The sequence below is a fragment of the Candidatus Polarisedimenticolia bacterium genome (assembly GCA_036001465.1).
Taxonomy (GTDB): Bacteria; Acidobacteriota; Polarisedimenticolia; order Gp22-AA2; family Gp22-AA2; genus Gp22-AA3.
In genome coordinates, this window is the sequence record DASYUH010000015.1 from 49,097 (window position 1) to 73,703 (window position 24,607).

Consider the following 24,607-nt stretch of genomic DNA (forward strand, 5'->3'; position numbering starts at 1 on the left):
GCGCGGAAGCCGCGTCGCGCCCCGGGCGCGACGTCGCGGCGTGGGGCGGCATTCCGCGCGACGGCGCGGCGTGGGGCGGCATTCCGCGCGGCGGTGCCGCGGGGATCGTCGGGCTCGGGCGCCCTCCCCGGACGACTGTGGGGGGGCGGCTTCGGCGCGCCGCTCGATGAGACGATCGAGCGGTACTGCGCCTCGTTCGCCTTCGATCGGCGGCTGCTCTCCGCCGACATCGCCGCCAATCGCGCCTGGGTCGAAGGCCTCCGCGGCGCCGGCATCCTGTCCGCCGGCGAGGCGGCCCGCCTCGACGACGCCCTGCGGCAGGTCGGCGAGACGCCGATCCCGGACGGCGCCGGCATCGGGCCGGACGGCCCGGACGGCGGCGCCGCGCAGCCCGCCTTCGAGGACGTCCACTCGTACGTCGAGGCGGCGGTCGAAGGGCTGGCGGGATCCGCCCTGGCGGGCAGGCTCCGCACCGGCCGATCGCGGAACGATCTGGTGGCGACCGACCTGAGGCTCTTCTGCCGGGAGCAGATTGCCCTGATGCGCCGGGCGCTCGCGGCCACCGTCCTGGAGTGCGCCTCCCTGGCCGAGCGCGCCGGCACACTCGCGATCCCGGGGTACACGCATCTGCGGCGGGCGCAGCCGATCCTCCTGGCGCACCTCGTCCTGGCGCACGCCGAGCGGCTGATCCGGGACGACCTCCGCTTCGCCGAGGCCCAGCTGCACCTCGACGCCTGCCCGCTCGGCTCCGCCGCCCTGGCCGGCACGACGATCGCCGTCGACCGCCAGGCGCTGGCGCGGCGCCTCGGGTTCTCGCGCCCGACGGCCAACAGCCTCGATGCCGTCTCGGATCGCGACTTCGTCGTGGACACGCTGTACGCCTGCTCGTTGACGATGGTGCACCTGTCGCAGATCGCCGAGGACTTCATCCTCGGCACCGCCGACGAGTTCGGCTGGCTGGCGCTCGACGACGCCGCGGCGACCGGATCGAGCCTCATGCCGCAGAAGAAGAATCCCGACCCCCTCGAGCTGATGCGCGGCAAGGCGGGACGGGTCGCCGGCCGCCTGGCGGGGCTCCTGGCGACGCTGAAGGGGCTGCCGGCCGCCTACAACCGCGACCTGCAGGAAGACAAGGAGGCGCTGTTCGACGGCCTCGACACGACCCGCGCCTCTCTCGAGGTCCTGGCGAACGTCATCGCCTACCTGAAGCCGGTGCCGGGGCGGGGCCTGGCCGACGGCGGCGACCTGCTCGCGACCGACCTCGCCGAGTACCTGGCGGAGCGCGGCGTGCCGTTCGCCCGGGCGCACCATCTCGCCGGGGAGGCGGCGGCACGGGCGCGCGATGCCGGGCTGTCGCTGTCGCGCCTGCCGCTCGCGACGCTGCGCGCGGTGACTCCCCTGTTCCAGGACGACGTGTTCGCCTGGCTCGATCTGCGCGCCGCGATCGCGCGGCGCGGCTGCGCAGGCGGGACCGCCCCCGGGAGGGTCGCCGACGCGCTCGATCGCACGCGCGCCTGGGCCTCGGGGCGTCTGGCCGCCGCGGCTCGGGGCGGCGCGCCGTTTTCCGGCGCCCGCGGAAGGGAGCGTGCCGATGCCCCGCGCTGACGGATCGGCGGTTCTCGAAGTGCGCATCCGGCCGGCCGAACACGACGACCTGCCCGTGATCGAGGCGTGGATCAGGAAGTGGTCCGACCGTCAGGTCCTCCTGCCGCTGTCCGGCGGAGCGCTGCGCGCCGCCCTTCCGGATTTCCGCATCCTCTCCCCCGCATTCGGCCCGCCTATCGTGCTCGGGTTCGGGGCCCTGCGCCGCTATTCCTCGCGCCTGGCGGAGATCCGGTCGCTCGTCGTGGGCGACCCGTTCCAGGGGCTCGGCTTCGGCCGCCTCCTGGTCGACGAGCTGCTCGACGAGGCGCGCCTGCACGGCCTCGAGCGCGTCTTCGTGCTGACCCGGGCCCCCGGCCTCTTCGAAAGACTGCGATTCTCCCAGGTGCCGCGCGAGAGCCTGCCGCAGAAGGTGTTCGTCGACTGCTCGATCTGCCGGCGGCGCGAGCGCTGCGACGAGATGGCGCTCGTGAAGGAGATGACGTGACACGCAGCCCCGATGCCGGCCTCCTGCTGCGGCACCCGCGCGTCCCGCGGGGGTTCCGCCTCGCGGGCGTCGCCTGCGGCCTGAAGAAGCGGGGGCGCGCCGGGAAGCCGCTCGATCTGGCCCTGATCGTTTCCGAGGGAAGGGCGGTGACCGCCGGCGTGTTCACGACCAACCGGTTCGCGGCGGCTCCGATCGTCGTGTGCCGCGATCACCTCGAGCGCTCGCTGGGACAGGCCCGCGGCGTGGTGATCAACTCCGGCTGCGCCAACGCCGCCACCGGCCTCGAGGGAGAGCGCCGAGCCCGCGCCGTGGCCGCGGCCGCGGCCCGTCTCGTGGACTGCCGGCCGGAGGAGATCCTGGTGGCCTCGACCGGGGTCATCGGCCGCCCGCTCGCCCATCGGCGCCTCGTGGGCGCCCTCCCCGTGGCGCGGCGCGCGCTGTCGCATGAGAGCGCGGGACTCGGCGCCGCCGCGCGCGCCATCATGACCACCGACACGCGCCCGAAGATCCGTTGCGCCGAGGCGGTCCTCGGCGGCCGCACGGTGACCGTGACCGGCTTCGCCAAAGGCTCGGGGATGATTCACCCGCGCATGGCGACCATGCTGGCGTTCATCCTCACCGACGCCAGCGTGCACCCGCGGCTGCTCGACCGCCTGCTGCGCGAGGCCGTGCGGGATTCGTTCAACGCCATTTCCGTGGACGGCGACTGCTCCACCAACGATACCGTCCTCCTGATGGCCAGCGGCGCCGCCACCCATCGCGCTCTCCTGCGGTCCGGACCTCACGAGCAGCCGTTCGTCCGCGCCCTGCGCGCGGTCTGCCGCGCCCTCGCCCTCGACATTGTCACGGACGGCGAGGGCGCGCGCCGCATCCTGGAGGTGGAGGTGACCGGCGCCCCCAGCGAGACCGCGGCCGACCGCGTCGCCCGGTCGATCGCCAATTCCCCCCTGGTCAAGACCGCCCTGGCCGGCGGCGATCCCAACTGGGGGCGCATCCTCTCCGCGGCCGGCGCCGCCGGCATCGACTTCTCCCCCGCCGGCGTCTCCATGAACATCGGCGACGTCCCCGTCGTCCGCCGCGGCCGCGCCGTCCCGTCCGGGAACGGCGCGCGGAACGGCAACGGCCTCCGCCACCTGTTCGCCACCCCGCGCGTCCGGGTGCGGCTCGACCTCGCCTCCGGCCCCGGCCGCGCCGTTCTCTGGACCTGCGACTTGACCCGCCGCTACATCGACATCAACGCACGCTATACGACCTGAAAAAATCGCGCGCAACATCGAAGTCTTTGGTACTGTAGCGCCAGGCTTCGCTCCGCGCGGCATGCGCGCTGCGTCATGTTTTGGACAGGCAGGCTGGACCCAACCGAGGCAAATCGCGATGATCAAGACCACCGCAATCTCCGAAGATCGGCTCCCTGCGTCGAAGCCGCGCCGGCTTCCGGCGCTTGTCGTGCTGCTCGCGTCTGTTGCCTCTCCCCTGGGTTTCGCAGGCGAGAAGCACCCGGTCAGCTTCGCCGAGCCCCGGCCCGACAAGGCGCTGGTCTACTTCATCCGGACTGGCCGGATGACTGGAGGAGCCAGGACGATGTTTGTCTATGCGGACCAGACCTTCCTCGGCGTCATCGACAACGGGTCCTACGGCGTCGCGTACGTGGATCCCGGCCGGCACCTGATCTGGACCAACTGGACCGTCGTGACGCGCGAGCTCGACCTGGTGCCGGGCGAGACCTACTACTTGGAAGTCTGGAAGGACGTCGCCGTCGTGGACGAGGAGCGGGGGAAAGCGCTCATATCCAAAGTGGGAGAACTGGTCACCGCCACGGCCCGCGAGGTCAAGACTTCGGCCTCCCATATCCGGAATCGTTACAGCGACGCCGTGGACAACGAGGCCCTGAAGGAGAAGGCCCCGGTGGGGGAGGTGGACGCGCCTCCGGCACCGGAACACGCCGAAGGAATGCTCAGGATCCCCGCGTACACCACCATCGAGCTGGAGCTCCTGGAAAGCGTCACGTCGGAGTTCAGTCCACCTGGTTCTCCGGTTCATTTTCGCGTCGCGGAGGACGCCTCCGTGGACGGCCACGTTTTCGTACGCCAGGGGACGCCTGTGGAAGGGGTCGTGCGGGAGGCCGAGCAGGCCGGCGGGCTCGGGAAGGCGGGAGTCCTCGAGATTGTCGTCCCATTCCTGCAGGCGACCGACGGCACGAAGTTGCCGCTTGTTGCCCAGCTGGCGCCGGCCGGAAAGGGGCGCGAAGACGTTGTGGCCGGGTTCCAGCTTGGCCTTCTTCCGGGCCTGGCCGTGCGCGGCAGGGAGGCGTTTTGTCTGGCGGGCGACCTGATCAAGGCCCGGACGCGCGGAGAGGCCTGGGTCCAGCCGGGTTCCGATCCCGGCGCGGCCGAGCGGCCACGGACCGAAGCCGCCGGCGGCGCGTCGACTGAAGACAGCACAACCGCGGCCGCCGTCGTTCTGGAGGCGCGCGGCCCCGATTCGGTTCACTTCAATCCACACAAGGGGTACAGGCCGGATGATCTGAAGATCCTCCTCGCCTCACCGGTCGAGCCGTCGGAGGCGCAGGTGCATGCCGTCGGGGGCTTGCCGCTTCCGAATCCCGTGAAGCCCTCCCGCATCGCACGAGCGCGCGACGGCTGGGAATGCGTATTCGACGGCTGGAGCGTGGTGCGCTTCATGCGCCCCGGCTATGGCCAGAGCGCGCTGACGATCGGCGTGCGCGGCCGGCTGGCCGATGGCCGCCCCTTCGCCGCGAGCGTGGCGGTGGATTTCCTGATCGAGCAATAATTCCGGAGGTGTGGCATGCCCCCCAAGGCGCGAATCGCGGCCCTCAGGACACAACGCCCCTTCGCGGGCGTGACGAAGGACCCCCTCGACCTGCGCGACTTCATGTACGAGGGGAGCCTCCTCGAGCTCCCGTTCAAGCTCGACAACCGGAAGAAGGTGCCGAAGATCCTCGACCAGAAGAAGGAGGGGGCCTGCACCGGCTTCGGCCTGGCGGCGGTGGTGAATTTCCTGTTTCGCAATCGGGAGTATCCCCCTCCCATGAAGGATCGTGTCAGCCCCCGCATGCTCTACGAGATGGCGAAGCGCTACGACGAGTGGCGCGGGGAGAACTACGACGGCTCGAGCATCCGCGGCGCCATGAAGGGGTGGCACCGGCACGGCGTCTGCCGGGACGAGGTCTGGCGTTACGTCGAGAACGAGCCGGGCACGTTCACCAAGGAGCGGGAGAAGGACGCCTGCCGCCGTCCCCTGGGCGCCTACTTCCGCGTGCGGCACCTGCACCTGAACCACATGCAGAGCGCGCTGCGGGAAGCGGGGATCCTCTACGCCAGCTCGGACGTGCACGAGGGATGGTACGACGTCGATCCCCGGACCGGGCAGATCCCGTACAGCAGGAAGAAGGCCGGAGGACACGCGTTCGCCATCGTCGGGTACGACGACGTGGGCTTCTGGATCCAGAACTCGTGGGGACCGAAATGGGGGCTGAAGGGATTCTGCCGGATCAGCTACGACGACTGGCTCGAGAACAGCTACGACTGCTGGGTCGCCCGCCTGGGCGTGCCGGCCGTCAGCGCCGCCATGGCGGGCGAGGCGGCCCGTGGCCGCGTGGCGACCTTCGACTACATCCCCCACGAGGAGGTGGTGCAGGCCGAGATCCGCTCCCACTACGTCAGCCTGGGGAACGACGGGCGGCTCGAATCCTCGGGGCGGTATGCGACGGGCCCCGCGGAGGTGGAGCGGATCATCGGCCAGGAGTTCGACAACAAGACGGCCGGCTGGCGCGGCAAGAAGAGGCTCGCGCTCTATGCCCATGGCGGGCTGAACAACGAGAAGGCGGCCGCCTCGCGCATCGCCAGCCTGCAGCCGTACTTCCTCGGCAACCGGATCTACCCTCTCAGCTTCATCTGGCACACCGGTTTCCTGGACTCCTGCACCGGCATCGTCCAGGACGCCTTCCGGCGGGACCGCCTCGTGGGATGGCGCCCCGACCTGAAGGAGCGCTTCAGGGACCTCCTCGACGAGGCGATCGAGCTGGGCGCGCGGCCTCTCGGCCGGCCGATCTGGCGGCAAATCAAGGACAACGCCCGGCGCGCCAGCGTCGAGGCCGACGGGGGCGCGCGCATCGTCGCCTCCCGGATCGCGGCCCACGTCGGCCGGCATCCCGATGCGGAGCTGCACCTCATCGGCCACAGCGCGGGCAGCATCTTCTATGCCTACCTCATCCCCCTGCTCGTCGAGATGAAGGTGCCCATCAAGACGCTGACCCTGTACGCCGCTGCTTGCACCACGGAGCTGTTCGAGGCCAACATCCTCCCCCACGTCGGACGCGCCATCGAGCAGCTGGCGGTCTTCAACATGAATGATGAGACGGAGCGCGCCGACTCGATCGGGCCCGCCTACAACAAGAGCCTGCTCTACCTGGTCTCCGAGGCCTTCGAAGAGGGGAAGCACGATGCGCTCCTCGGGATGGAGAAGTTCCTCACGGAAGACGCGGCGATCAAGAAGGCGCTCGGGCAGCCGGCCGTCGCCGCGGGCCCCACGGTCATCCGCACCGCCGGCGTCCCCGCGGGCATCAAGCTCGCTTCGCGCTGCACCTCGCACGGCGGATTCGACAACGACGAGGGCACCCTGAACTCGACCCTGCGGATCATCACGGGCGGCAACGCGCTCGCCCGGGAGTTTTAGCCAGGATTTCCGCCCGGGGCTCATCCAGGTTGCCTCACGACCCGGCGCTCGTTGCGGAAGCGACACACGCAGACGCGATTGTCGAGCCGGTCGCCGCCTCGCCTCGAGCGGTAGACGACGTGGTGGTCGTCCTACCTCGACCCGGGCAGCGAGGCCCATGCGACCCTGTGTCGCTGGCTCTTGGCGACCACGAGCGAGCCCGGATCTGGCTGGAACCGCCGGCCAGCAAACCACGTACCGTGATCGAATGAGCGCCCACGTTCCCGGACGGAGCGCAATGGGGGGAGGACGATGAAGCCATCGATGACCACGACGACCTTCACGCTCGACGGCTTCCGAGTCAGGCGGATGCTCGGGGTCGTGCGGGGGATCACGGTCCGTTCCCGGTCGGTGTTCGGCACCATCGGCGCATCGCTGCAGACCCTCGTCGGGGGAAATATCACGCTGTTCACCGAGTTATGCGAGAAGACCCGGCTGGAGGCGTTCCAGGAGATGCTGCGGCATGCCGAGGAAGTGGGGGCGAACGCCGTCGTGGGCGTCCGATATGATGCCAACGAGATCATGCAGGGAGTGACCGAAGTCCTGTGCTACGGAACGGCCGTCGTCGTCGAGCCGGAAGCCGCGAATCAGGCGTGAGCCCGCGAACTGATCGACCCGCCGGGATCGAGCGCTGGGACGAGAAGAAGGACGGGCCACTCTCCGAGAAGGCGCTCAGGCTGAGGCTGGAGAGACTCGGTTACACCGTAGCGCGCTACGTCTATGCGCCCGGGACGTTCTTTCCCCAGCACGACCACAAGGTGGACAAGATCGACGCGGTGCTCTCCGGCCGCTTTTGCATCATCATGGGGGGGAGCCGATTCATCCTGCAGGCGGGCGACAGCATCGCCGTGCCGCGAGGGGCGCTGCACAGCGCCGAGGTCGTCGGCGACGAGCCAGTCGTCAGCCTGGACGCGACCCGACGAACGGCGAGCTAGCCCGGTCATGTGGCGAAAGGATCCCCTGCTTGCCGTGATTCTGTTGTGGACAGCGCTTTTCGCGGGGGTCCTGGTGTGGCTGCCGCTCGTCCGGGGCGCGACCCAGGGCACTGCGTACAGCTGGGCCCTGACCGCCGGGATCGGCGGCCGAGGGATCGGCGGGGCGTACTGGGTGCTGATCATCGGGGCGGCGTTCGTTCTGGCACTCCTCTATCTGGGGTGGCGGGGCGGCCGACAACCATTTCACTGGCTGCTTCTGGGGTTTCAAGTGCCGTTGGCTGCGGCCGTCACGTACGCCGCCTGGACCGACCCTAAAGGCTTCCGATTCGAAGGAGCGACGCTCGGCCTCGACGTGTCCCTTGCCCTGATCGGTCCCGTCCTGTTCTGCGGCATCGCCTGTGCCGCCATCTTCTGGGTCCTCCGGGACCTCCGCGCCCGGCGGCCGCGACAGGTGGCGGAATGGGACTGGACACGCGCGGCACGTGTAAGATTGTTGCTTCTCGTCGCGATCATACCGCTCGAGGTGCTGATGTTCCGGTCGGGTGGAATCCAGAGCGCCCAGAACGTGATTGGCGTCGCGCTCGTAGGGTGGCAGTGGGTTCTGGTCAACCGCGTTCTCGCCGGAGCCCGGCGTTCGCCTACGCAGGAGTGAATTCGTGGGCCCAAGTGTTGGTGAGATCGCGGGCGGCCCAGCAATCGTCCGAGGAGGCCTGGTGAACACTTATCAGATTCGGCCGGCGACTCCGCAGGATCTTGATACCGTGCTCTACCACCGCCGGCGCATGTTCGAGGACATGGGCTTCACGGATCACCAGGCGCTTGACGCGATGATCGCAAGCTCGACTCCCCTGCTGCGTCGGGGATTGATGGACGGAACGTACCGGGGCTGGCTGGTCGAAGGTCGTGGTAACCGGGTCGTCGCGGGCGGAGGAGTCATCATTCTGCAGTTCCAGCCGCATCCCAGGGACCCGCAGCCACAGCGTGCCTGGGTCGTGAACATGTTTACCGAACCGGAGGATCGCCGCCGGGGGATCGGCCGGCAGCTCATGGAGGCGATTCTCCAGTGGTGTCGCGCGGAAGGGATGCGTTTTCTCTTTCTGCACGCGAGCGACGACGGTCGCCCTCTGTATGAGAGCATGGGATTCACGTCGAGCAACGAGATGCGCCTTGCCCTCTAAAGGTCGATCGCCGTCGGCATGTCGCCCGAAACCGCACACGATAGCGTCCTTTCTGCTCGCTTGCGGCGGCACCGTGCTGGCCTGCGTCGCCCTGACGACGTCATGCATGCTGGTGGCCTGCTCGCCCCTCGTCCTTGCCTGGCGTGCCCCGGTGCGGATTTCTGGTTACCACGGCGATGGTGCGATTTCCCGCATCCCCCACCCTCTCAATCCGGGATTCAAGGTCGACTTCGAGGAATTTTCGCTGTCGAAGCCGTACAGGGCCACCTATCGGGTCGGAGGACTCCCGCAGCGCCGTCGCTATGATGCCTACAGGGCTGCCATAGTTGTGGGTCTCACGCCGGATGAAGACGCTGCGTGGCCACCCATGCCTGCCTGGGTGACCTCGCGGCCCGTGGGGACGATGACGCTCACACTCAGGGACCCATCGGGAACCATGATGTTTCACGGCAGCCACGAGATAGCGAGCTTGCGATGGAAGAGCTTCATAGACGACCTGCCGTACGGCAGATTTCATTCGCCCAGAGGGGAGAAGGATCCGTCCTGGACGCTTTTTCTCGATTCAGTCGATCTGGAACACCAATCGCCGGCTGAGCTCGAGGCCGACTATGTGCCGGGTCCCGATGCCCCCGACAGGCTGGCCCGGGTCAGAATCTTGGCCGGGGGCTTCGAGTAGCAGGTCATGCAAACAGCGCCCCTTCGGACCATCCTCTGCGGACCACTCTCGTTCGGAAGCTGGTGAAGGCGCGGATCGTGAGAAACGCCGCCCGACATCGGCCCGCGGCGCGCCGCGCGCCGCGCCGCGGCCCGGGATCTTGAGATCGTGCTCTACCACCGCCGTCGAGGCCAATCATGTCAAAGGTGAACAAGGGCGGGTGGAAGACCTGCTCGAGAGGCCACAAATTCAGGAGCCCCGGCGGATGCCTGACCTGATGGAAGGGCCATCGCGCCACCGGGGGTGCGCGTCGGAAGGGTCAACGGGTTCGTTCGCACGTGTCGCGCGGACCGGGCTCATCTCGGGGCGCCAGGTGACATCGCCTCGAAGCCGCCGCCGCGCAGAGCATGGGAGTCGCGTCATGACGGATTCAACGTCCAGACCCTCCCCTGACCCCGGCCGGTGCGAATGGGGAGTGGAAAGACGGCCTCGACGGCTGGATCGTCGACCTGCCCGCTCCACGGGAGCGTGGCGAAAACGACCGCTTGCAGGTCTTCCTGTACTGTGCGGACGTCGCCAGCGTTTGCGCCGAGACATACGGGCGGGGCGCCCAGGTCGTCGCCGCCGGTGCAACTCCCTGCCTCTTCCGGGTAGAATCCCCCCCTCGTGCTCCACACAACCCGGGAGGTTCCATGCCCCGCCGTCGCCCGTCCGCGTCGCCGATCCGGCTCATCGTCGTGCTCCTGTGCGCCATCCCGCTGATCATGGAGGCCCGCCCCGCCGAGAAGACCCGCGACAGGTCCGCCCCGGCACCGGGCGACCGTGCCCTGACCGCCGACGACTTGAGAGGTCTCTCCTTCAGAAGCATCGGCCCGGCCAATATGGGGGGGCGCGTGGCGGCGCTGGCCTACGTGCCGGGAAGCCGGACGTCGTTCTACGTCGGCTTCGGCATCGGGGGCGTCTTCAAGACCGAGAACCTCGGGGTCACGTTCAGCCCGGTCTTCGACGACCAGCCGAACCTGTCGATCGGCGCCATCGCCGTGGCCGACGCGCCGGAGAGCTGGCCCGGGTGGGCGGAGGAGGAGAAGGCGGACCTGGCCCGGAGGGGCGCGGCCGCCGCTGGAGGCGGGACCGCGGGCGGGGCCTCGGGTGGGGCCCCGAAATCGGCAGGCGGCACTGAAAAAAGCCGCGCCGAGCGCGGCAAGGGGAAGATCGTCTGGGTCGGAACCGGCGAAGGGAACGGCCGCAACTCGTCGTCTTGGGGGAACGGCGTGTACCGCTCGACCGACGCGGGTGGCACCTGGACGCACCTCGGCCTGGCCGAGACGCGCGACATCCCGCGCCTCGCCGTCGATCCCAGGAACCCGGACGTCTGCTACGTGGCGGCTCTCGGGCGCCTGTGGGGTCCGAACCCGGAGCGCGGCGTCTACAAGACGGGCGACGGCGGAGCGACCTGGAGGCAGGTCCTGAAGGTGGATGCCAACACGGGCGCCAGCGACGTGGTGGTCGACCCGCAGCGCCCCGAGACCGTCTATGCCGGAATGTATTCGCGCCGCCGCACTCCCTGGTCATTCAGCGGCGTCGGCGACACCGGCGGCGTCTTCCGCTCGGACGACGGGGGCCAGACCTGGAAGAAGAAGACCAAGGGGCTCCCGCCGCGCACCGGCCGGATCGGCCTCGCCGTGTACCCGAAGAACCCGAGCATCGTGTACGCCGTGGTCGAAAGCGACTTCGGCGGCGCCGGCAGATCGCCGATGGACAACTATTCGATCAGCGGCGGCCTGTTCCGGAGCGAGGACCGCGGCGAAAGCTGGACGCGCACGAGCCCGATCAACTTCCGTCCCTTCTACTTCTCGCGCCTCGCGGTCGACCCGGAGAACGACCAGCGCGTCTACCTCCCGGGCTGGGACCTGGCGATCTCCGACGACGGCGGGAAGACGTTCCGGCGCTCCGGAAGCCCGAAGGTGCACGTCGACTTCCACGCCATCGTGGTCAACCCCCTCGACCCGAGCCAGATCCTCGTCGGCAACGACGGCGGCGTGTACATCTCGCACGACAAGGCCGGGAGCTGGGACTACCTCAACACCATCGCCGCCGGGCAGTTCTATCGCATCGCGCTGGACGGATCCGATCCGTATCGCGTCGCCGGGGGGCTGCAGGACAACGGCTCCTGGATGGGCCCCTCGGAGACCCTGTTCAAGACGGAGGCGTTCGATCCCGGAGAGGACGCGTTCGCCGACGGCATCCTCAACGACGACTGGCGTCCTATCTTCTTCGGCGACGGCTTCACGGCCCAGTTCGACCCGACCGACCCCAACCTGGTGTACGCCACGTCCCAGGGGGGCTCGCTGGCGCGCATCCGGCTGGACACCAACGTTCTCACGCTGCTGGCCCCGTCCCCGCGCGAGGGGGAGGAGCGCCTGCGGTTCAACTGGAACGCGCCCTACTTCGTCTCGCCGCACGATCCGAGCGTCCTCTACATGGGCGGCAACCGGGTGTTCAAGCTGACCGAGCGGGGCGACCGGTACTTCGCCATCAGCCCGGACCTGTCGAAGAACGAGCCGGTCAGGACGGCGACCGTCGGCTCGGACGCCGAGACCTACGGCACCGTGGTGTCGCTGGCGGAGTCCCCCCTCGTCAAGGGGATGATCTGGGCCGGGACCGACGACGGCCGGGTCCAGCTCACCCGCAACGACGGCCAGACGTGGACCGACGTCACGCCGAAAGAGGTCGCCGGCCTCTACGTGTCGCGCATCGCGCCGGGGCGCCACGGCGCCGACACCGCCTACGTCACGGTGGACGGCCACCGCAGCGACGTCGAGCGCACCATCGTGCTCTTGACCGACGACGCCGGCCGCACCTGGAAGAGCGTCGCCGGCGACCTGCCGCCGAACGAGCCGGCGGAGGTCGTCACCGAGGCGCTCCTCAACCGGCAGACGCTGTATGTCGGCACGGAGTTCGGCCTGTACGTCACGGTCGATCGCGGCCAGCACTGGGTGCGGCTGAACGGCACATCGCTCCCGGCGGTGCCGGTGGACGACCTGGTCATCCATCCCCGCGAGCGCGACCTGGTGGTCGCGACGCACGGCCGGAGTCTCTACATCATGGACGACGTCACGCCGATCGCCCAGCTGACGCAGGAGGTCCGCAACCGTCCGCTGGCGGTCTTCCCACCGCTGCCGGCCCACCCGCGCCTGTACGGCAGCCGCGGCTATGGTGGAGGGGCGGCCGTCTTCCGCGCCGCCAACCCGCCGATGGGGGCCGCCATCACCTACTGGCTGCGGGACGGCAATCCCGACGGCGTCAAGATCGCCGTCGCCGACCCGGCCGGCGCCGTGATCCGTGAGATCTCCGCGTCCGGCCGCCCCGGCCTCAACCGCGCCATCTGGGATCTGCAGGCCGACGTCAAGCACCGGATCCCGACCGTCGACGCGCAGCAGATGGGACAGACGCAGTTCGTTCCTGAGGGGGACTACAAGCTCACACTGACGCTGCCCGCGGCCGCGCCGGGTGGCAGGCCGGAGAAGGCCGAGACGACCGTCAAGGTGCTCAGGGCACCGAACGCGAAGTGAGCGATACGGGTCAGCGAACCCCGTGGCGCAGCCGCTCCGAGGCCGCCCGGCTGGCCACGATCTCGCTCCCGTCGCGCAGCACGATCATCAGTCTTCGATCGTCGTAGGGTCGCAGGTGATCGATGGCGTCGAGGTTGACGATGTGCGAGCGATGCACCTGGGCGAAGCGCTCCGGATCGAGGCGCGCCGCCAGCTCCTTCAGGCTGAGATGCAGGAGGAACGCCCCGGCCGGCGTATGGATCTCGGCGTAGTCGCCCCGCGCCTCGATGCGCCTTATGTCGCGCGCCAGGATCGGCACGATTCGATCGCCACGGCGGGCGAAGAGGCGCGCCAGCGGCCCGGAGGCGAAGGCGGCCCTCGCCCGTTCGGGAGCCGGGACCCCCGCAGCGGCCAGGCGCTGGCGCAGGCGCTCCACGGTCTTCAGGAAGCGCTCGCGGCCGAACGGCTTCACCAGGTAGTCGAGCGCGCCGATCTCGAAGGCGGCCAGCGCGTACTGATCGTAGGCGGTGGTGAACACCACCTCCGGCGCGTGCCCGACCGATTCGAGGACCCGTAGACCCGTCATCTCGGGCAGCTGCACGTCCAGGAAGACCAGGTCCGGCTTGAGGCGATCGATCATCTCGACCGCCGTGCGGCCGTCGGCCGCCTCCCCCGCGATTTCTATCCAGTCGATCCGGTCCAGGTACTCGCGGAGACTCCGGCGGGCCACGGGCTCGTCCTCGACGACGACGGCCGACACCTTCCTGGCGCTCATGCCGGCGACTCCGACGCGGCCGCGAGGGGAAGGGTGACGGCGGCGCGGAAGCCGCCGAGCGCCGACCGTCCGGTCTCCAGGCGGGCGGCTCCGCCGTAGAGGGCCTGGAGTCTCTCGCGGATGAGCCGCAGACCGAGCCCCGAACCCCGGTGCAGCGCATCGCCACGATCGGTCGCGCCGCCGGCGCCGGCGATGCCGTCGTCCTCGACTGCCAGCACCAGCGTCCGCCCCGCGCGCCGCGCGGAGACCACCAGCCGGCCGCCGCCGGCGCGCGGAGCGATCGCGTGACGCACGGCATTCTCGACCAGCGGCTGCAGCGAGAACGCCGGCACGACCGCGTCGAGCAGGCCGTCCTCCACCTCGAGGATCGCCTGAAGGCGCTCCCCGAGACGCAGGCGTTCCAGCGACAGGTACCGGTCCACGAACTCCCACTCCTCGCGCAACCGCACCTCGTCCAGCCCCTGCGACTGCACGCGCAGGCCGTAGCGCAGGACGTCACCGAGACGTTCCAGGGCGGACTCCGCCGAGGCCGGATCGCGCGCCACCAGGCCCATCAGCGTGTGCAGCAGGTTGAAGATGAAGTGCGGATTGAGCCGCGCCCGGAGCGCCGCCAGCTGCGCCTCGGCGCGCAGCACTTCGGCCCGCGCCGCGCGGCGCGCCTGCTCCACGGCGCTCCCGATGCCGCACACAGTGGCGTAGACGAACATCGAGCCGAGCCCTTTCCAGGCCAGCATCTCGAGCCCCGGCGGGGCGGCCCAGGCGCCGGTCGTCAGGCGACGCTCGACGACGAACTCGATCATGTAGCCGGCCGCCGACAGAACGAAGAATGCGCCGACGCCGAACCCATGACGCAGGAAGAAGCGCCACGTGGCCATGCTCCCCCAGGGAGCCCGGCGCGTGTAGGCCAGGGCGAAGGGCGCGAGCAGGCAATCGGGCAGGACGCCGAGAAGCGCCGAGCGCGCCGCCACCCACCAGGAGAGTTTCGAGGTGAGAAGGACGGCGGCGACGTACACGGCCCAGTAGGCAAAGCATGCGGCGGCCCAGGCGCCCAGCGCCACCCATCCTCCGCCCGGACGGGCTCCGGGCGGCTTCTCCAGGCCGTATCCCCCGACGGCTTCGCGCATGGCGGCATTATGGCCCAGACCGTCCGCGACCCGTCGCCGTCCACCGGCCGGGGCGGCCGTTCGCCTCCTCCGTCCGGCCGCCCGTCGAAGCGCCGGCACGCCCCGCCGCGCCGGCCCGTACTGTTCGCATGTCCGCGGGGCCGTCTCCCGGCGTTCGGGGTGCCCGCGCGCGACGAGGGAGGTGCCCATGTCTCGAACGGCAGCCTGCGCGATCATCGGCCTTCTGGCGCTGGCCGGCGCCGCCGAAGCGGCCCGCGGCCAGGAGACGGCGGTGAGCATCGACGACTTCGAGGACCGCGACCTCGTCGCCGGCAAGGGGTCGGCCTGGGTTCCCCTCGGAGACGATCTGCTCGGCGGCATGACGACACTCCGCCTGAAGCCGATTCACAAGGGAGCCGGCGGCTCCCGCGGCGCGCTCCGCCTGGGCGGCACGATCGGCTCCGGGCCCGGCGTCTTCGGCGGCGCCTGGACGGCGGTCGCCGACGGCGGCCGCGCGGCGGACCTGGGTCGGCTCACCGGCCTGCGCCTGAGCCTGCGCGGTCAGGGGGACGTGCTGATCGGCGTCCGGTCCGGCCCGATGGCGAAGTCGGTGAACTACATGGCGAAGGTGACGGCGACCCCCGCCTGGAGCACCGTCGAGATCCCTTTCTCTCGCCTGCAGCCGCAGGGGAAGGGACTCGAGAACGAGACCTGGAATCCGCGCGAGGCGCGCTGGCTCGGCGTGCAGACCATCCCGGGAGTTTCCGGACCGTTCTCCATCGAGATCGACGACGTGGCCTGGATCGGCGAGGACGGATCGGGGGCCGCGCCGGTGCCGGCCCCGGGCGAGCCGCCGTCGTCGCGGAGCCTGATCCCGGACGATGCGGCGCCGCTGCGGGCTCTCCCCTGGCGCGAGCTGGCCAGGGACGGCGAGGGGGACGGCCGCCCCGGCCTCCCCGACGCGCGCGCCCTGTTCGTCGCGAACGACCCATCCCGGCCGCTGGCCTGGTTCAGGATCGATCTCCAGGACACCCCGCCCTCCACCTGGATGGGGGTCAACCTCGCCCTCGACACCGACGGAGATCCGGCCAATGGGACCGCCTGGTGGGGGAAGAACACAGCGTTCCACTTCGACCGTCTGGTGACCGCCTGGTTGTTCCGCGTCGGCGAGGCCTACTACGGAACGGTCGGCATCGCCTCTGTCGAGGAGGTGGCGGCGATGAACCTGACCAACCAGGAGGAGGTGCACTTCGCACTGGATCGGAGCGCGAAGCGGGTGTACATCGGGGTGCCGGCCGCCCTGGTCGAATCCGGCGGGGCCCGGGCCGTCGCGGCGGTCGGCTCGGTCTTCGTGTTCAGCGACGACCTGCCGAACGAAGGGGGCGCACAGCTGGGGACCGACGAGCCGAGACGCGCCGGTAATTGACGCCAGGCGCCCGGAGCGCAGACTTCGGGCCGGGCGCACGGAAGGTCGCTCCCCACGCGGGCCGAACGTGTGATACAGATCTCGCCCGATGGCCATGCGACACATCGAACGCCACCGCTCGGAGCGCATCGGTTGGCTTCGGGCCTCCGTCCTGGGCGCCAATGACGGGATCGTGTCGACCGCGAGTCTCGTTCTGGGCGTGGCGGGCGCCGGGGCCACGAAGAGCAGCGTGCTGATCACGGGGGTCGCCGGCCTCGTCGCGGGAGCCATGTCCATGGCCGCCGGTGAATACGTCTCGGTGGGATCGCAGGCGGACACCGAGGAGGCGGATCTGGCGCGCGAGCGCCGGGAGCTGGCGACCCAGGACGAATCGGAGCGGGCGGAGCTTGCGAGCATCTATGTCGCCCGGGGTCTCGATCCGGCTCTCGCGAAACAGGTGGCGGATCAGCTGATGGCCCACGATGCTCTCGGAGCCCACGCCCGGGACGAATTGGGCATCACCGACCTCCAGCGCGCGCGTCCGGTGCAGGCCGCGCTGGCCTCGGCGGCTTCATTCGCCGCCGGCGCCGCGATGCCCCTGATGAGCGTGCTCCTTGCTCCCGCCGGCTTTCTCGCGTCGATCGTCACCGGTTCGTGCCTTCTCGTCCTGGCGATCCTGGGAGGAGTTGCGGCCCGCGCCGGAGGCGCCGCGATCCCGGTCGGCGCCCTGCGCGTCACCGTCTGGGGGGCCCTCGCGATGGCCATCACCTACGGCGTCGGCGCCCTGTTCGGCGCCGCCGCGTGATCCATGGCAAGCCAGGGACTGTCGATCATCCGGCGCCTCGCCCGCGAGGCGGCCTGGGCGCCCGGTGCGGTCCTGGTGCTGCATCTCGTGGCAGGGGCCCTCTTCGGCCATGAGCCCTTCGTCGATCCCGTGATGCATCTCCTCGGCGGCATCGCCGCCGCGTTCTTCTTCCGGCGCGCCGCATCGGTCGCCGGCTTCCTGCTCGGGGCACCGACAAGGCTGGGCTCGGACCTCCTCGCATTCGGGCTGACCAACGTGGCCGCCCTGTTCTGGGAAATCGGCGAATTCGCTCTCGATCAACTCGCCAGGACCAACACGCAGGGGGATCTGGGGAACACCATGCGGGATCTGATGTTCGGCGTCACCGGGGCGGCCCTGTACCTCGTGGCGGCCCGGTTCGTCACGAAGGACGGCGCCGACGGCACATGACCCGGCTCCTGGAGGTAAAATCCGTTCGAACGGAGGGCATGAGCATGGGGAAGAAGGATCCACGGGTCGACGCATTCATCACGAGGTCTGCCGGGTTCGCCCGGCCGATCCTCACTCACCTCCGCAGGGTCGTGCATGCCGGCTGCCCCGGTGTGGAGGAGACGCTCAAATGGGGCTTCCCTCACTTCATGTACAAGGGCATCCTGTGCAGCATGGCCTCGTTCAAGGGCCACTGCGCCTTCGGTTTCTGGAAGGAGGCCCTCCTCGCGGACATGAAGCCGATTCGCGACGCGGCCGGCGATCAGGCCATGGGGCAGTTCGGCCGCATCACCGCCCTCTCCGATCTGCCCGATGAGAAGACCCTGATCCGGCTGGTCTCGGAGGCCGCCGCGTTGAACGACCAGGGGATCAAGGCGCCCCGCAGGGCGAGGCCGAGGACGCCGCGCACGCTCCGGGTCCCGGATTACTTCATGAGCGCCCTGCGCAGGAACAGGAAGGCCCTGGCGACCTTTGAAGGGTTCAACGACTCCCGCAAGAAGGACTACGTCGAGTGGGTGACCGAGGCCCGGCGTGAGGAGACCCGGAACAACCGCCTCGAGACGGCCGTCGGGTGGATGGCCGAGGGGAAGGAACGCAACTGGAAATACACCCGACAGGGCGCACGGTGAAGCTTTATGACTACCCGCCGTCGGGCAACGGCTACAAGGTGCGGCTCCTGCTCGCCCATCTTGGACTGCGATACGAGTACATCCCGCTCGATATCCTGCGCGGCGAGTCGAAGACCGGGAGCTTCCTCTTCAAGAACCCGCAGGGAAAGATCCCGGTGCTCGAGCTCGACGACGGCCGCACCCTTCCCGAGTCGAACGCCATCCTCTTCTTTCTTTCCCAGGGGACCCCGTACTGGCCGGCGGACCCGCTGGACCAGACCGAGGCCCTCAAGTGGCTCTTCTTCGAGCAGAACAGCCACGAGCCCCACATCGGGACCGCGCGCTTCTGGCTGGCGATCAAGAAAATCAAGCTGACGCCCTTCTACCGCGAGCTCCTGGGCCAGAAGCAGGCCCAGGGCCGGTATGCGCTCGAAGTCATGGACGATCACCTCCGCGAGCGGCCCTTCCTGGTCGGAGACCGGTACACCATCGCCGACATCGGCCTGTACGCCTACACGCACGTCGCTCCGGAGGCCGGCATCGACCTGGAGCCGTACCGGTCGGTCCGGCGCTGGCTGGCGGACGTCCGTCGCCAGGAGGGGCACGTCCCGATCGACGCCCGGTCGGCCGGGTGAAGGTCCGCCGACCAGGAACCGCCCCGGTCGTTCGGCCGGGGCCGCCGGAATTTCCTCTCGGAGGGTTCCACTGGGGCGCGGCGCGCCTGTGGCGGCGTGTGCGGGGCTTCATCACCGGCGGACTCGGGGTGGCGCTTCTGTTCGCGTGCCCGACCGCGTGCGGGCCCGCACCCGCGACCGACCCGTGGCCGGCGGAAGCCTGGCCCACCGCGACTCCCGAGGCGCAGGGGCTCGATGCGGCCGTCCTGTCCCGGCTCGATGACGAACTGCGCGCCGGGGAACACGGGTTCGTGGATGGACTCCTCGTGATCCGGAACGGGCTCGTCGTCCACGAGGCGTCCTTTACCCGGGACTACGACACGCCGTTCAAGAAAATCACTCAGCCGCCGGGTCCCTACAACTACTACGACCCGGAATGGCATCCCTATTACCGGCGGGGCCGCCTGCACACCCTCCAGTCGGTTTCGAAGAGCGTGACCTCCGCGCTCATCGGGATCGCGATCCGACGAGGGGAGATCCCGGGGGTCGGAGTCAGGGTCCTCCCCTACTTCGACGGGTTTCCCATCAAGAATCTCGACGATCGGAAGAAGGCGATCACCCTCGAGGACCTCCTGACCATGCGATCGGGCCTCGAGTGGGACGAGTGGTCGACGGACTACACGAGCCCCGCCAATTCCTGCTCGGTGATGGAGGGGCTGGACGACTGGGTCGGCTACGTGCTCGATCGGCCGATGGCGCACCGGCCCGGGGAGGTGTTCACCTACAGCAGCGGCGTGACCATGCTCCTGGTGCACATCCTGCAGGCTGCGACCGGGAAGGACGCCGAGGACTACGCCCGGGAGCACCTCTTCGGTCCGCTCGGGATCCGGGAGCACTACTGGAAGAGGACCCCGAAGGGCATTCCGGATGCGGAAGGAGGCCTCTATTTCACGGCATCCGATCTGGCCAGGATCGGCTATCTTTACCTTCACGGTGGGGTCTGGGACGGGCGGCGCATTCTCCCGGATGACTGGGTCGCCCGGTCGATCTCGCCGATCGTCGCTGCCACCTCCACGGGAATCGAAGGTTTCGGCTACGGCTATCAATGGTGGGCTGGCCGGCAATCTTACGCCGCCTCGGGGTATGGCGGGCAGCGCCTGTTCGTCGTGCCGGGGCGCAACCTGATCGCGGTCTACACCGGCTGGAACATCTATCATGACCCGAGCCTGGATCCTGTCACGGCACTCGACCGCGTCCTGGAGGCGGTCCGGACCCCCTTACAGAAATGAAGCGGATCCCGTCCTGACTTGCGCCGTCGCCCCCGCTCCCTATATTCGGGGGGGAGATCCGCGTCCATGAGCTTCTCGGGCCTCGAGCTGTCCCCCTTCTTCTACATCGTCGCCCTGTTCATCCTCGTCGACGCGCTGAAGGTCTACCTCGAGATCTGGAACCGGCCGGTGCGGCGTTCCTTCACCTCGGACCTGACCAAGGTCACGGCCCTGATTCCGACGCACAACGGCCGTATGGTCATCCGGGAGACGATCGAGGACCTCCTCCGCGCCGGATTGCCGCGCCATCAGATACTGGTCGTGGACGACGGCTCGACCGACGACACCTATCAGATTCTCGAGAGACTCGGCGTTCGCTTCTACCGCATCCCCAACATGGGAAAGGTCTCGGCGATCAATTTCGGCATCCACCGGGTGCAGACACCCCATGTCCTTTTGCTCGACGACGACACGCGCATCGGCGATGCGAAGATCCCGACCTCCCTCCTGGATCATTTCGACGCGGCGGCCTTCAACGTCGTGCCCGATCGGCGCGACCGGCACGGACCCAAGGGTTCGGGGCTGATCTCCTGCCTGCAGCGCTACGAGTATTGCAAGTCGATGGAGATCGGCCGCCGTTTCCAGGACGGGACGGCCAGCATCAGCTGCGTGTCGGGCGCCATCGGCCTGTTCAAGAAGGAGCGCCTGCAGGCGTTTCATCACAAGCACACCGGCGTGTTCCAGGGCGAGGACCTGCAGCGGACGATCATCGAGCTCTTGAACGAGGGGAACGTGGTGTTCGTGGACGAGACCGTCTGGACCGTGGTCCCGGACCGCATCGGCGCCCTGGCCCGGCAGCGGATACTCTACTGGTACCCGGCCCACTACCACCTCTTTTTCTCGTACGTGAAGCTTCTCTTCGGACGCCTGTCCCGCTGGAGGCTGCGCTACGAGATGATCTACAACGTGTTCGTGGTGGTCACGGACCCGTTCCGCTTCTGGTCCCTGCTGATGCTTTTTTACCTGAAGCAGTGGGAGGCGCTCGGCCTGATCTACGTGCTGTACCTGCTGCTCGAGCTGTACCCGTTCTTCATCATCCAGAAGAAGATCGACAGCGGCTACAAGTACCTGGTGCTGGCGCTGTACCCGGTGTTCGGGCTCGGCAACGCCGCCCTGCGGACGCTGTCCTGGTTCGTGTGGGCGTACAAGCGATTCGTCACCGGCGAGATGCGCCGGAAATCGGAGAAGGATCGGAAATGGACCGGCCCGAAGGAAGCGTAGGAATCGGAGGGGCCCCCGCCAGGAGCCCAGGAACCCGGGTCCTGGCATCGGCCCTGGCGTTCATGATGGCGTCCGCCGGACTGGCCCTCCCGGTCCGTGCCGCCGGCCCGGACGCCGCCGCGAAGCCCGGCTCCTCCTCCGCGCCCCCCAAGTCGAAGCGCGCGACTTTCCCGGTCAAGCCCCTGGGGACGATCATCCTGCAGTGGGACCACCTGGTCGACTCCGACGACACCACGTTCGAGGACTTCTGGGGATTCGTGTCGTACAAGCAGGCTCACGTGCAGGCCTGGTACGGCGATTTCACCAAGGGGGGCGAGGTCGGCGGGTACGTGAAGGACCGCCGCCGCTCCACCTACGCGGGCCTCTACAGGTACCGCAAGGACTTCGACCACGTCGTGCAGTTCGACACCGAGCAAATCTTGAAGAAGGGGTTCGTGGCGGCCGGCATGCTCCGCGGCATCCACGTGATCCCCGACATCATCACGGGGGACCGGAACATGGTCCAGGTCGGCGCCGGATTCGATTACTACTGGGGCGACTACAACTTCCTCTCGGTCCGGGCGATCAGCGACCCGCGGGAGGGGGGCAGGTGGTCGTTCGTCACCTCGCACCGCTTCCAGCCCGACCCGTCGTTCTACGTGCAGCCCGGCATCATCCTCCACACCGACGGCTCGGCCGGCTGGTTCCTGCAGGGGCGCTACAAGCTGTTCCGCTGGGGCGCCGGGAAATACGACCGCTTCGACTTCACGGACACCGACCGGACGGTCTACAGCGCCGGCCTGGAGTGGACCTACTAGGGGCCTGTCCGGGTAGGGGGCCGGCTCCTCCCCTGCTATACTGCCGCGCGCTTGCGACGCGACAGGAACCGCCCCTTCTATCTGAATGTCTGGCACACGGGCGCGCCAGGATACCTGAGGCCGTCCCCCTCGAACACCGTCATCCGCTGCCGCGGCATGACTGTCACCTTCGAGGACGGGACCACGCTCGAAGACTGGGGCGGCCAGTTCTACGTCAACAACCTCGGGACGGGCCGCGCGGACATGGCGCGCGATCTTGCGGCCCAGGTGCAGCGGACGTCGTGGGTCGCCCCGTCCGATTTCGTCGACGTGAGGGTCGCGCTGACGAGTGACCTCAGGACCGTCCTGCCCCGGCACCTCACGACGCCCCAGTTCAGCTGCAGCGGGTCGGACGCCCTCGAGTCCGCCATCCGGGCCGCGCGCAAGGTGACCCGCAGGGCCCGCGTCCTGTCCTTCAGACAGTCGTACCACGGCGACACGATGACGATCGAGAACGTCAGCGGCGGAACGCTGATGCCGTACGGCGATCGCCGGCCGTGGGCGGCGCATGCGCCCTCCCCCTTCGATCTGTGGGAGAAGGCCGGCCGCGACTGGCCCCGCGCCTGCGCCCTGGCCCTCGAGGGGGTGGAGCGCGCGCTCCGCCGGCACGGGCCCGGGACGTTCGCCGCCCTGGTCGTGGAGCCGGTGATGGCGGGCATCGGTGCGGTCCCCCTCTCCCGATTTCTCGCCCGGGGGCTGCGTGGCCTCTGCGATCGGCACGGCATCAAACTGATCGCCGACGAGGTGGTGACCGGCTTCGGCCGGACCGGACGGTGGTTCGGATCGCAGTCGGTCGGCCTGGTCCCCGACGCCATCGTCTGTGCCAAGGGGATCACGGGCGGCTACGCCCCGCTCGGGGCGGCGATCTTCGAGCGGGCCTGGGGCGAGGAGCTGCGGCGCACCGGTCTCAACCACGGCCTGACCAATGCCGGGCATCCGCTCGGGTGCGCCGCGGCGCGCGCCACCATCCGGATCCTCAAGCGGGAGCGCCTGGTCGAGCGGGCCGGGGCGATGGGCCGGCGGCTGCGAGCAGGTCTCGAGGCGCTGCGCGACCGGCACCCCGGCGAGATCGCCGACGTGCGGGGCCGCGGTCTTCTCCAGGGCCTTCAGCTGGACGCGGGAGGCCCCGCCGCCTCGCGGCGCCGCGCGGGAGCCGCGGCCCGGATCGAGGCGATCGGCGCCCGAGCGCGCACCGCGGGGGTTCATCTCCTGCCGACGTCCGACGGCACGGGCCTCTTGTTCGCCCCGCCATTCACCGTCACGTCGCGGCAGATCGACCGCCTCGTCGCGGTTCTCGATCGATCGTTCGTCCGTTGAGGGAGGAAGCCGCCATGTCTCGATGGATTGTCCTGGCCTGCGTCCTGGCATGCACCTCGGCACTCGCGGCCTCCGGCGCCCCGCCCGCGAGGGGGGCGGACTCCCGGGACGCTTCCCCGCTGACCCTGGATCTCGACTTCGCCGCAGCCGACCGGTCGTTCTGGGGAGACGGAGGCTGGTTCTCGACGCCGGACTACCATGCGCTCGGCAAGCTGACCTTCGGCGGCGTGGCGCTCCGGGCCAACTACAGCAAAAGACGCGGGACCTGGGACAGCGGCTTCGAGATGTCGGCCCGGGAGCGGCGGGACGGCATGATCGAGGTCAAGGTCAGGGCCACGGTCAACAACCCCGGCGACAACCACGACCGGCGGATCACGGCGCGGCTCGATGTCGTGAACGGGGACCGGCCCGTTCAGAGCGGGACGATAGCCTTCGAGGCGGAGGACAACGGCAACGACGTGAGCGGCCAGACGACCCTCGTGATCCGCCGCGACGATCTCATGACCTCGCCGATGACCCGGCTCCGGCTGACGCTCACCGCCGAGGAGGACTGAGGCCGGCGGACGCGCTGAAAGGTGCCGTCGCAGGTCTATACTCGGCGCGGAGGTGACGCGATGAAGACATCCGGATGGGCCGCCGCCATCCTGTCGGCCGCCGTCCTGGCCCTTCCGGCCGGCGCCGGCGCGCCCGCCGCCGTGGCCCCTCCCGCCCCGCGCGAGGAGGTGCGGGTGTTCGTGACGCGCTACCTCGAGGCGCACAACGGCGCCGATCGGGATGCGGTCGCGGCCATGCTCTCCCGGAAGGCGCAGGTCTCGAGGATCGAGATGGGGGCCATCACCCGCGGCTGGGAGTCGATCCGCTCCGGCGCCGGGAATTTCGGGGGCGAGGCGGGGACGCACCGGGTTTCCCTGGGGACCATCGAGGTGACGCCGCTCGGAGCGGAGCACGTCCTGATCGTGGCCCCCATGACGATCGACCTCGCCGC

At 69.4% G+C, this 24,607-nt stretch carries 24 protein-coding genes; 22 read left to right on the plus strand and 2 right to left on the minus strand.

Annotated features, from left to right (window positions below):
• Positions 1-93: 93 nt before the first annotated feature.
• The 11 genes from argH to VGV60_04020 all read left to right on the plus strand — a co-directional run bounded on the left by argH (position 94) and on the right by VGV60_04020 (position 13,163).
• On the plus strand, positions 94-1,605 hold the full coding sequence (gene argH / locus VGV60_03970; GenBank protein ID HEV8700413.1) for an argininosuccinate lyase: 1,512 nt from the start codon (positions 94-96) through the stop codon (positions 1,603-1,605).
• The gene (locus VGV60_03975) at positions 1,592-2,089 is read left to right on the plus strand and encodes a GNAT family N-acetyltransferase (GenBank protein ID HEV8700414.1); all 498 of its coding nucleotides are present in this window, start codon (positions 1,592-1,594) and stop codon (positions 2,087-2,089) included. The genes argH and VGV60_03975 overlap by 14 nt, the downstream gene beginning before the upstream one ends.
• Complete coding sequence (gene argJ, locus VGV60_03980) at positions 2,086-3,345, plus strand: bifunctional glutamate N-acetyltransferase/amino-acid acetyltransferase ArgJ (protein ID HEV8700415.1); 1,260 nt, start codon at positions 2,086-2,088, stop codon at positions 3,343-3,345. Before VGV60_03975 ends, argJ begins: the two co-directional genes overlap by 4 nt.
• A gap of 118 nt (positions 3,346-3,463) precedes the next feature.
• The gene (locus VGV60_03985; protein ID HEV8700416.1) at positions 3,464-4,879 is read left to right on the plus strand and encodes a hypothetical protein; all 1,416 of its coding nucleotides are present in this window, start codon (positions 3,464-3,466) and stop codon (positions 4,877-4,879) included.
• A 15-nt stretch (positions 4,880-4,894) separates the two neighbouring features.
• Positions 4,895-6,784: a C1 family peptidase gene (locus tag VGV60_03990; GenBank protein ID HEV8700417.1), complete on the plus strand. Its 1,890-nt coding sequence runs from the start codon at positions 4,895-4,897 to the stop codon at positions 6,782-6,784.
• A gap of 291 nt (positions 6,785-7,075) precedes the next feature.
• The gene (locus tag VGV60_03995) at positions 7,076-7,420 is read left to right on the plus strand and encodes a YbjQ family protein (protein HEV8700418.1); all 345 of its coding nucleotides are present in this window, start codon (positions 7,076-7,078) and stop codon (positions 7,418-7,420) included.
• Positions 7,417-7,758 carry a cupin domain-containing protein gene (locus VGV60_04000; GenBank protein HEV8700419.1) on the plus strand — a complete coding sequence of 114 codons (342 nt, stop codon included), beginning with the start codon at positions 7,417-7,419 and terminating at the stop codon, positions 7,756-7,758. Before VGV60_03995 ends, VGV60_04000 begins: the two co-directional genes overlap by 4 nt.
• Before the next feature lie 34 nt (positions 7,759-7,792).
• The gene (locus VGV60_04005) at positions 7,793-8,410 is read left to right on the plus strand and encodes a hypothetical protein (protein ID HEV8700420.1); all 618 of its coding nucleotides are present in this window, start codon (positions 7,793-7,795) and stop codon (positions 8,408-8,410) included.
• Positions 8,411-8,471: 61 nt separating this feature from the next.
• Complete coding sequence (locus VGV60_04010; GenBank protein HEV8700421.1) at positions 8,472-8,936, plus strand: GNAT family N-acetyltransferase; 465 nt, start codon at positions 8,472-8,474, stop codon at positions 8,934-8,936.
• Between the two features lie 106 nt (positions 8,937-9,042).
• The gene (locus tag VGV60_04015) at positions 9,043-9,612 is read left to right on the plus strand and encodes a hypothetical protein (protein ID HEV8700422.1); all 570 of its coding nucleotides are present in this window, start codon (positions 9,043-9,045) and stop codon (positions 9,610-9,612) included.
• Between the two features lie 671 nt (positions 9,613-10,283).
• On the plus strand, positions 10,284-13,163 hold the full coding sequence (locus VGV60_04020) for a glycosyl hydrolase (protein ID HEV8700423.1): 2,880 nt from the start codon (positions 10,284-10,286) through the stop codon (positions 13,161-13,163).
• Between the two features lie 10 nt (positions 13,164-13,173).
• On the opposite strand, the gene VGV60_04025 is transcribed toward VGV60_04020, so the two are convergent.
• Positions 13,174-13,917 (minus strand): LytTR family DNA-binding domain-containing protein, encoded by a 744-nt coding sequence (locus tag VGV60_04025; GenBank protein HEV8700424.1) that lies wholly within the window; start codon positions 13,915-13,917, stop codon positions 13,174-13,176.
• A complete protein-coding gene (locus tag VGV60_04030) occupies positions 13,914-15,041 on the minus strand; it encodes a histidine kinase (GenBank protein ID HEV8700425.1) in 1,128 nt (375 codons plus the stop codon). The genes VGV60_04025 and VGV60_04030 overlap by 4 nt, the downstream gene beginning before the upstream one ends.
• A 187-nt stretch (positions 15,042-15,228) precedes the next feature.
• On the opposite strand from VGV60_04030, the gene VGV60_04035 reads away from it, so the two are divergent.
• The 11 genes from VGV60_04035 to VGV60_04085 form a co-directional block, all read left to right on the plus strand.
• Entirely contained in the window at positions 15,229-16,446 is a 1,218-nt protein-coding gene (locus tag VGV60_04035; protein ID HEV8700426.1) for a CIA30 family protein, read from the plus strand.
• 94 nt (positions 16,447-16,540) lie between these two features.
• Entirely contained in the window at positions 16,541-17,230 is a 690-nt protein-coding gene (locus VGV60_04040; GenBank protein ID HEV8700427.1) for a VIT family protein, read from the plus strand.
• Between the two features lie 3 nt (positions 17,231-17,233).
• A complete protein-coding gene (locus VGV60_04045) occupies positions 17,234-17,659 on the plus strand; it encodes a hypothetical protein (protein HEV8700428.1) in 426 nt (141 codons plus the stop codon).
• 38 nt (positions 17,660-17,697) lie between these two features.
• Entirely contained in the window at positions 17,698-18,327 is a 630-nt protein-coding gene (locus VGV60_04050; GenBank protein HEV8700429.1) for a YdeI/OmpD-associated family protein, read from the plus strand.
• Entirely contained in the window at positions 18,324-18,941 is a 618-nt protein-coding gene (locus VGV60_04055; protein HEV8700430.1) for a glutathione S-transferase family protein, read from the plus strand. The genes VGV60_04050 and VGV60_04055 overlap by 4 nt, the downstream gene beginning before the upstream one ends.
• Before the next feature lie 98 nt (positions 18,942-19,039).
• Positions 19,040-20,209, plus strand: a complete 1,170-nt coding sequence (locus VGV60_04060) for a serine hydrolase (GenBank protein HEV8700431.1) — start codon at positions 19,040-19,042, stop codon at positions 20,207-20,209.
• Between the two features lie 66 nt (positions 20,210-20,275).
• Positions 20,276-21,469, plus strand: a complete 1,194-nt coding sequence (locus tag VGV60_04065; GenBank protein HEV8700432.1) for a glycosyltransferase — start codon at positions 20,276-20,278, stop codon at positions 21,467-21,469.
• Positions 21,445-22,266 (plus strand): hypothetical protein, encoded by an 822-nt coding sequence (locus VGV60_04070; protein HEV8700433.1) that lies wholly within the window; start codon positions 21,445-21,447, stop codon positions 22,264-22,266. The genes VGV60_04065 and VGV60_04070 overlap by 25 nt, the downstream gene beginning before the upstream one ends.
• A gap of 51 nt (positions 22,267-22,317) precedes the next feature.
• Positions 22,318-23,622, plus strand: a complete 1,305-nt coding sequence (locus tag VGV60_04075) for an aspartate aminotransferase family protein (protein ID HEV8700434.1) — start codon at positions 22,318-22,320, stop codon at positions 23,620-23,622.
• A gap of 14 nt (positions 23,623-23,636) precedes the next feature.
• Complete coding sequence (locus tag VGV60_04080; GenBank protein HEV8700435.1) at positions 23,637-24,176, plus strand: hypothetical protein; 540 nt, start codon at positions 23,637-23,639, stop codon at positions 24,174-24,176.
• A gap of 60 nt (positions 24,177-24,236) precedes the next feature.
• Positions 24,237-24,607: hypothetical protein (locus VGV60_04085; GenBank protein HEV8700436.1), on the plus strand; the 371-nt coding region annotated here is incomplete at its 3' end.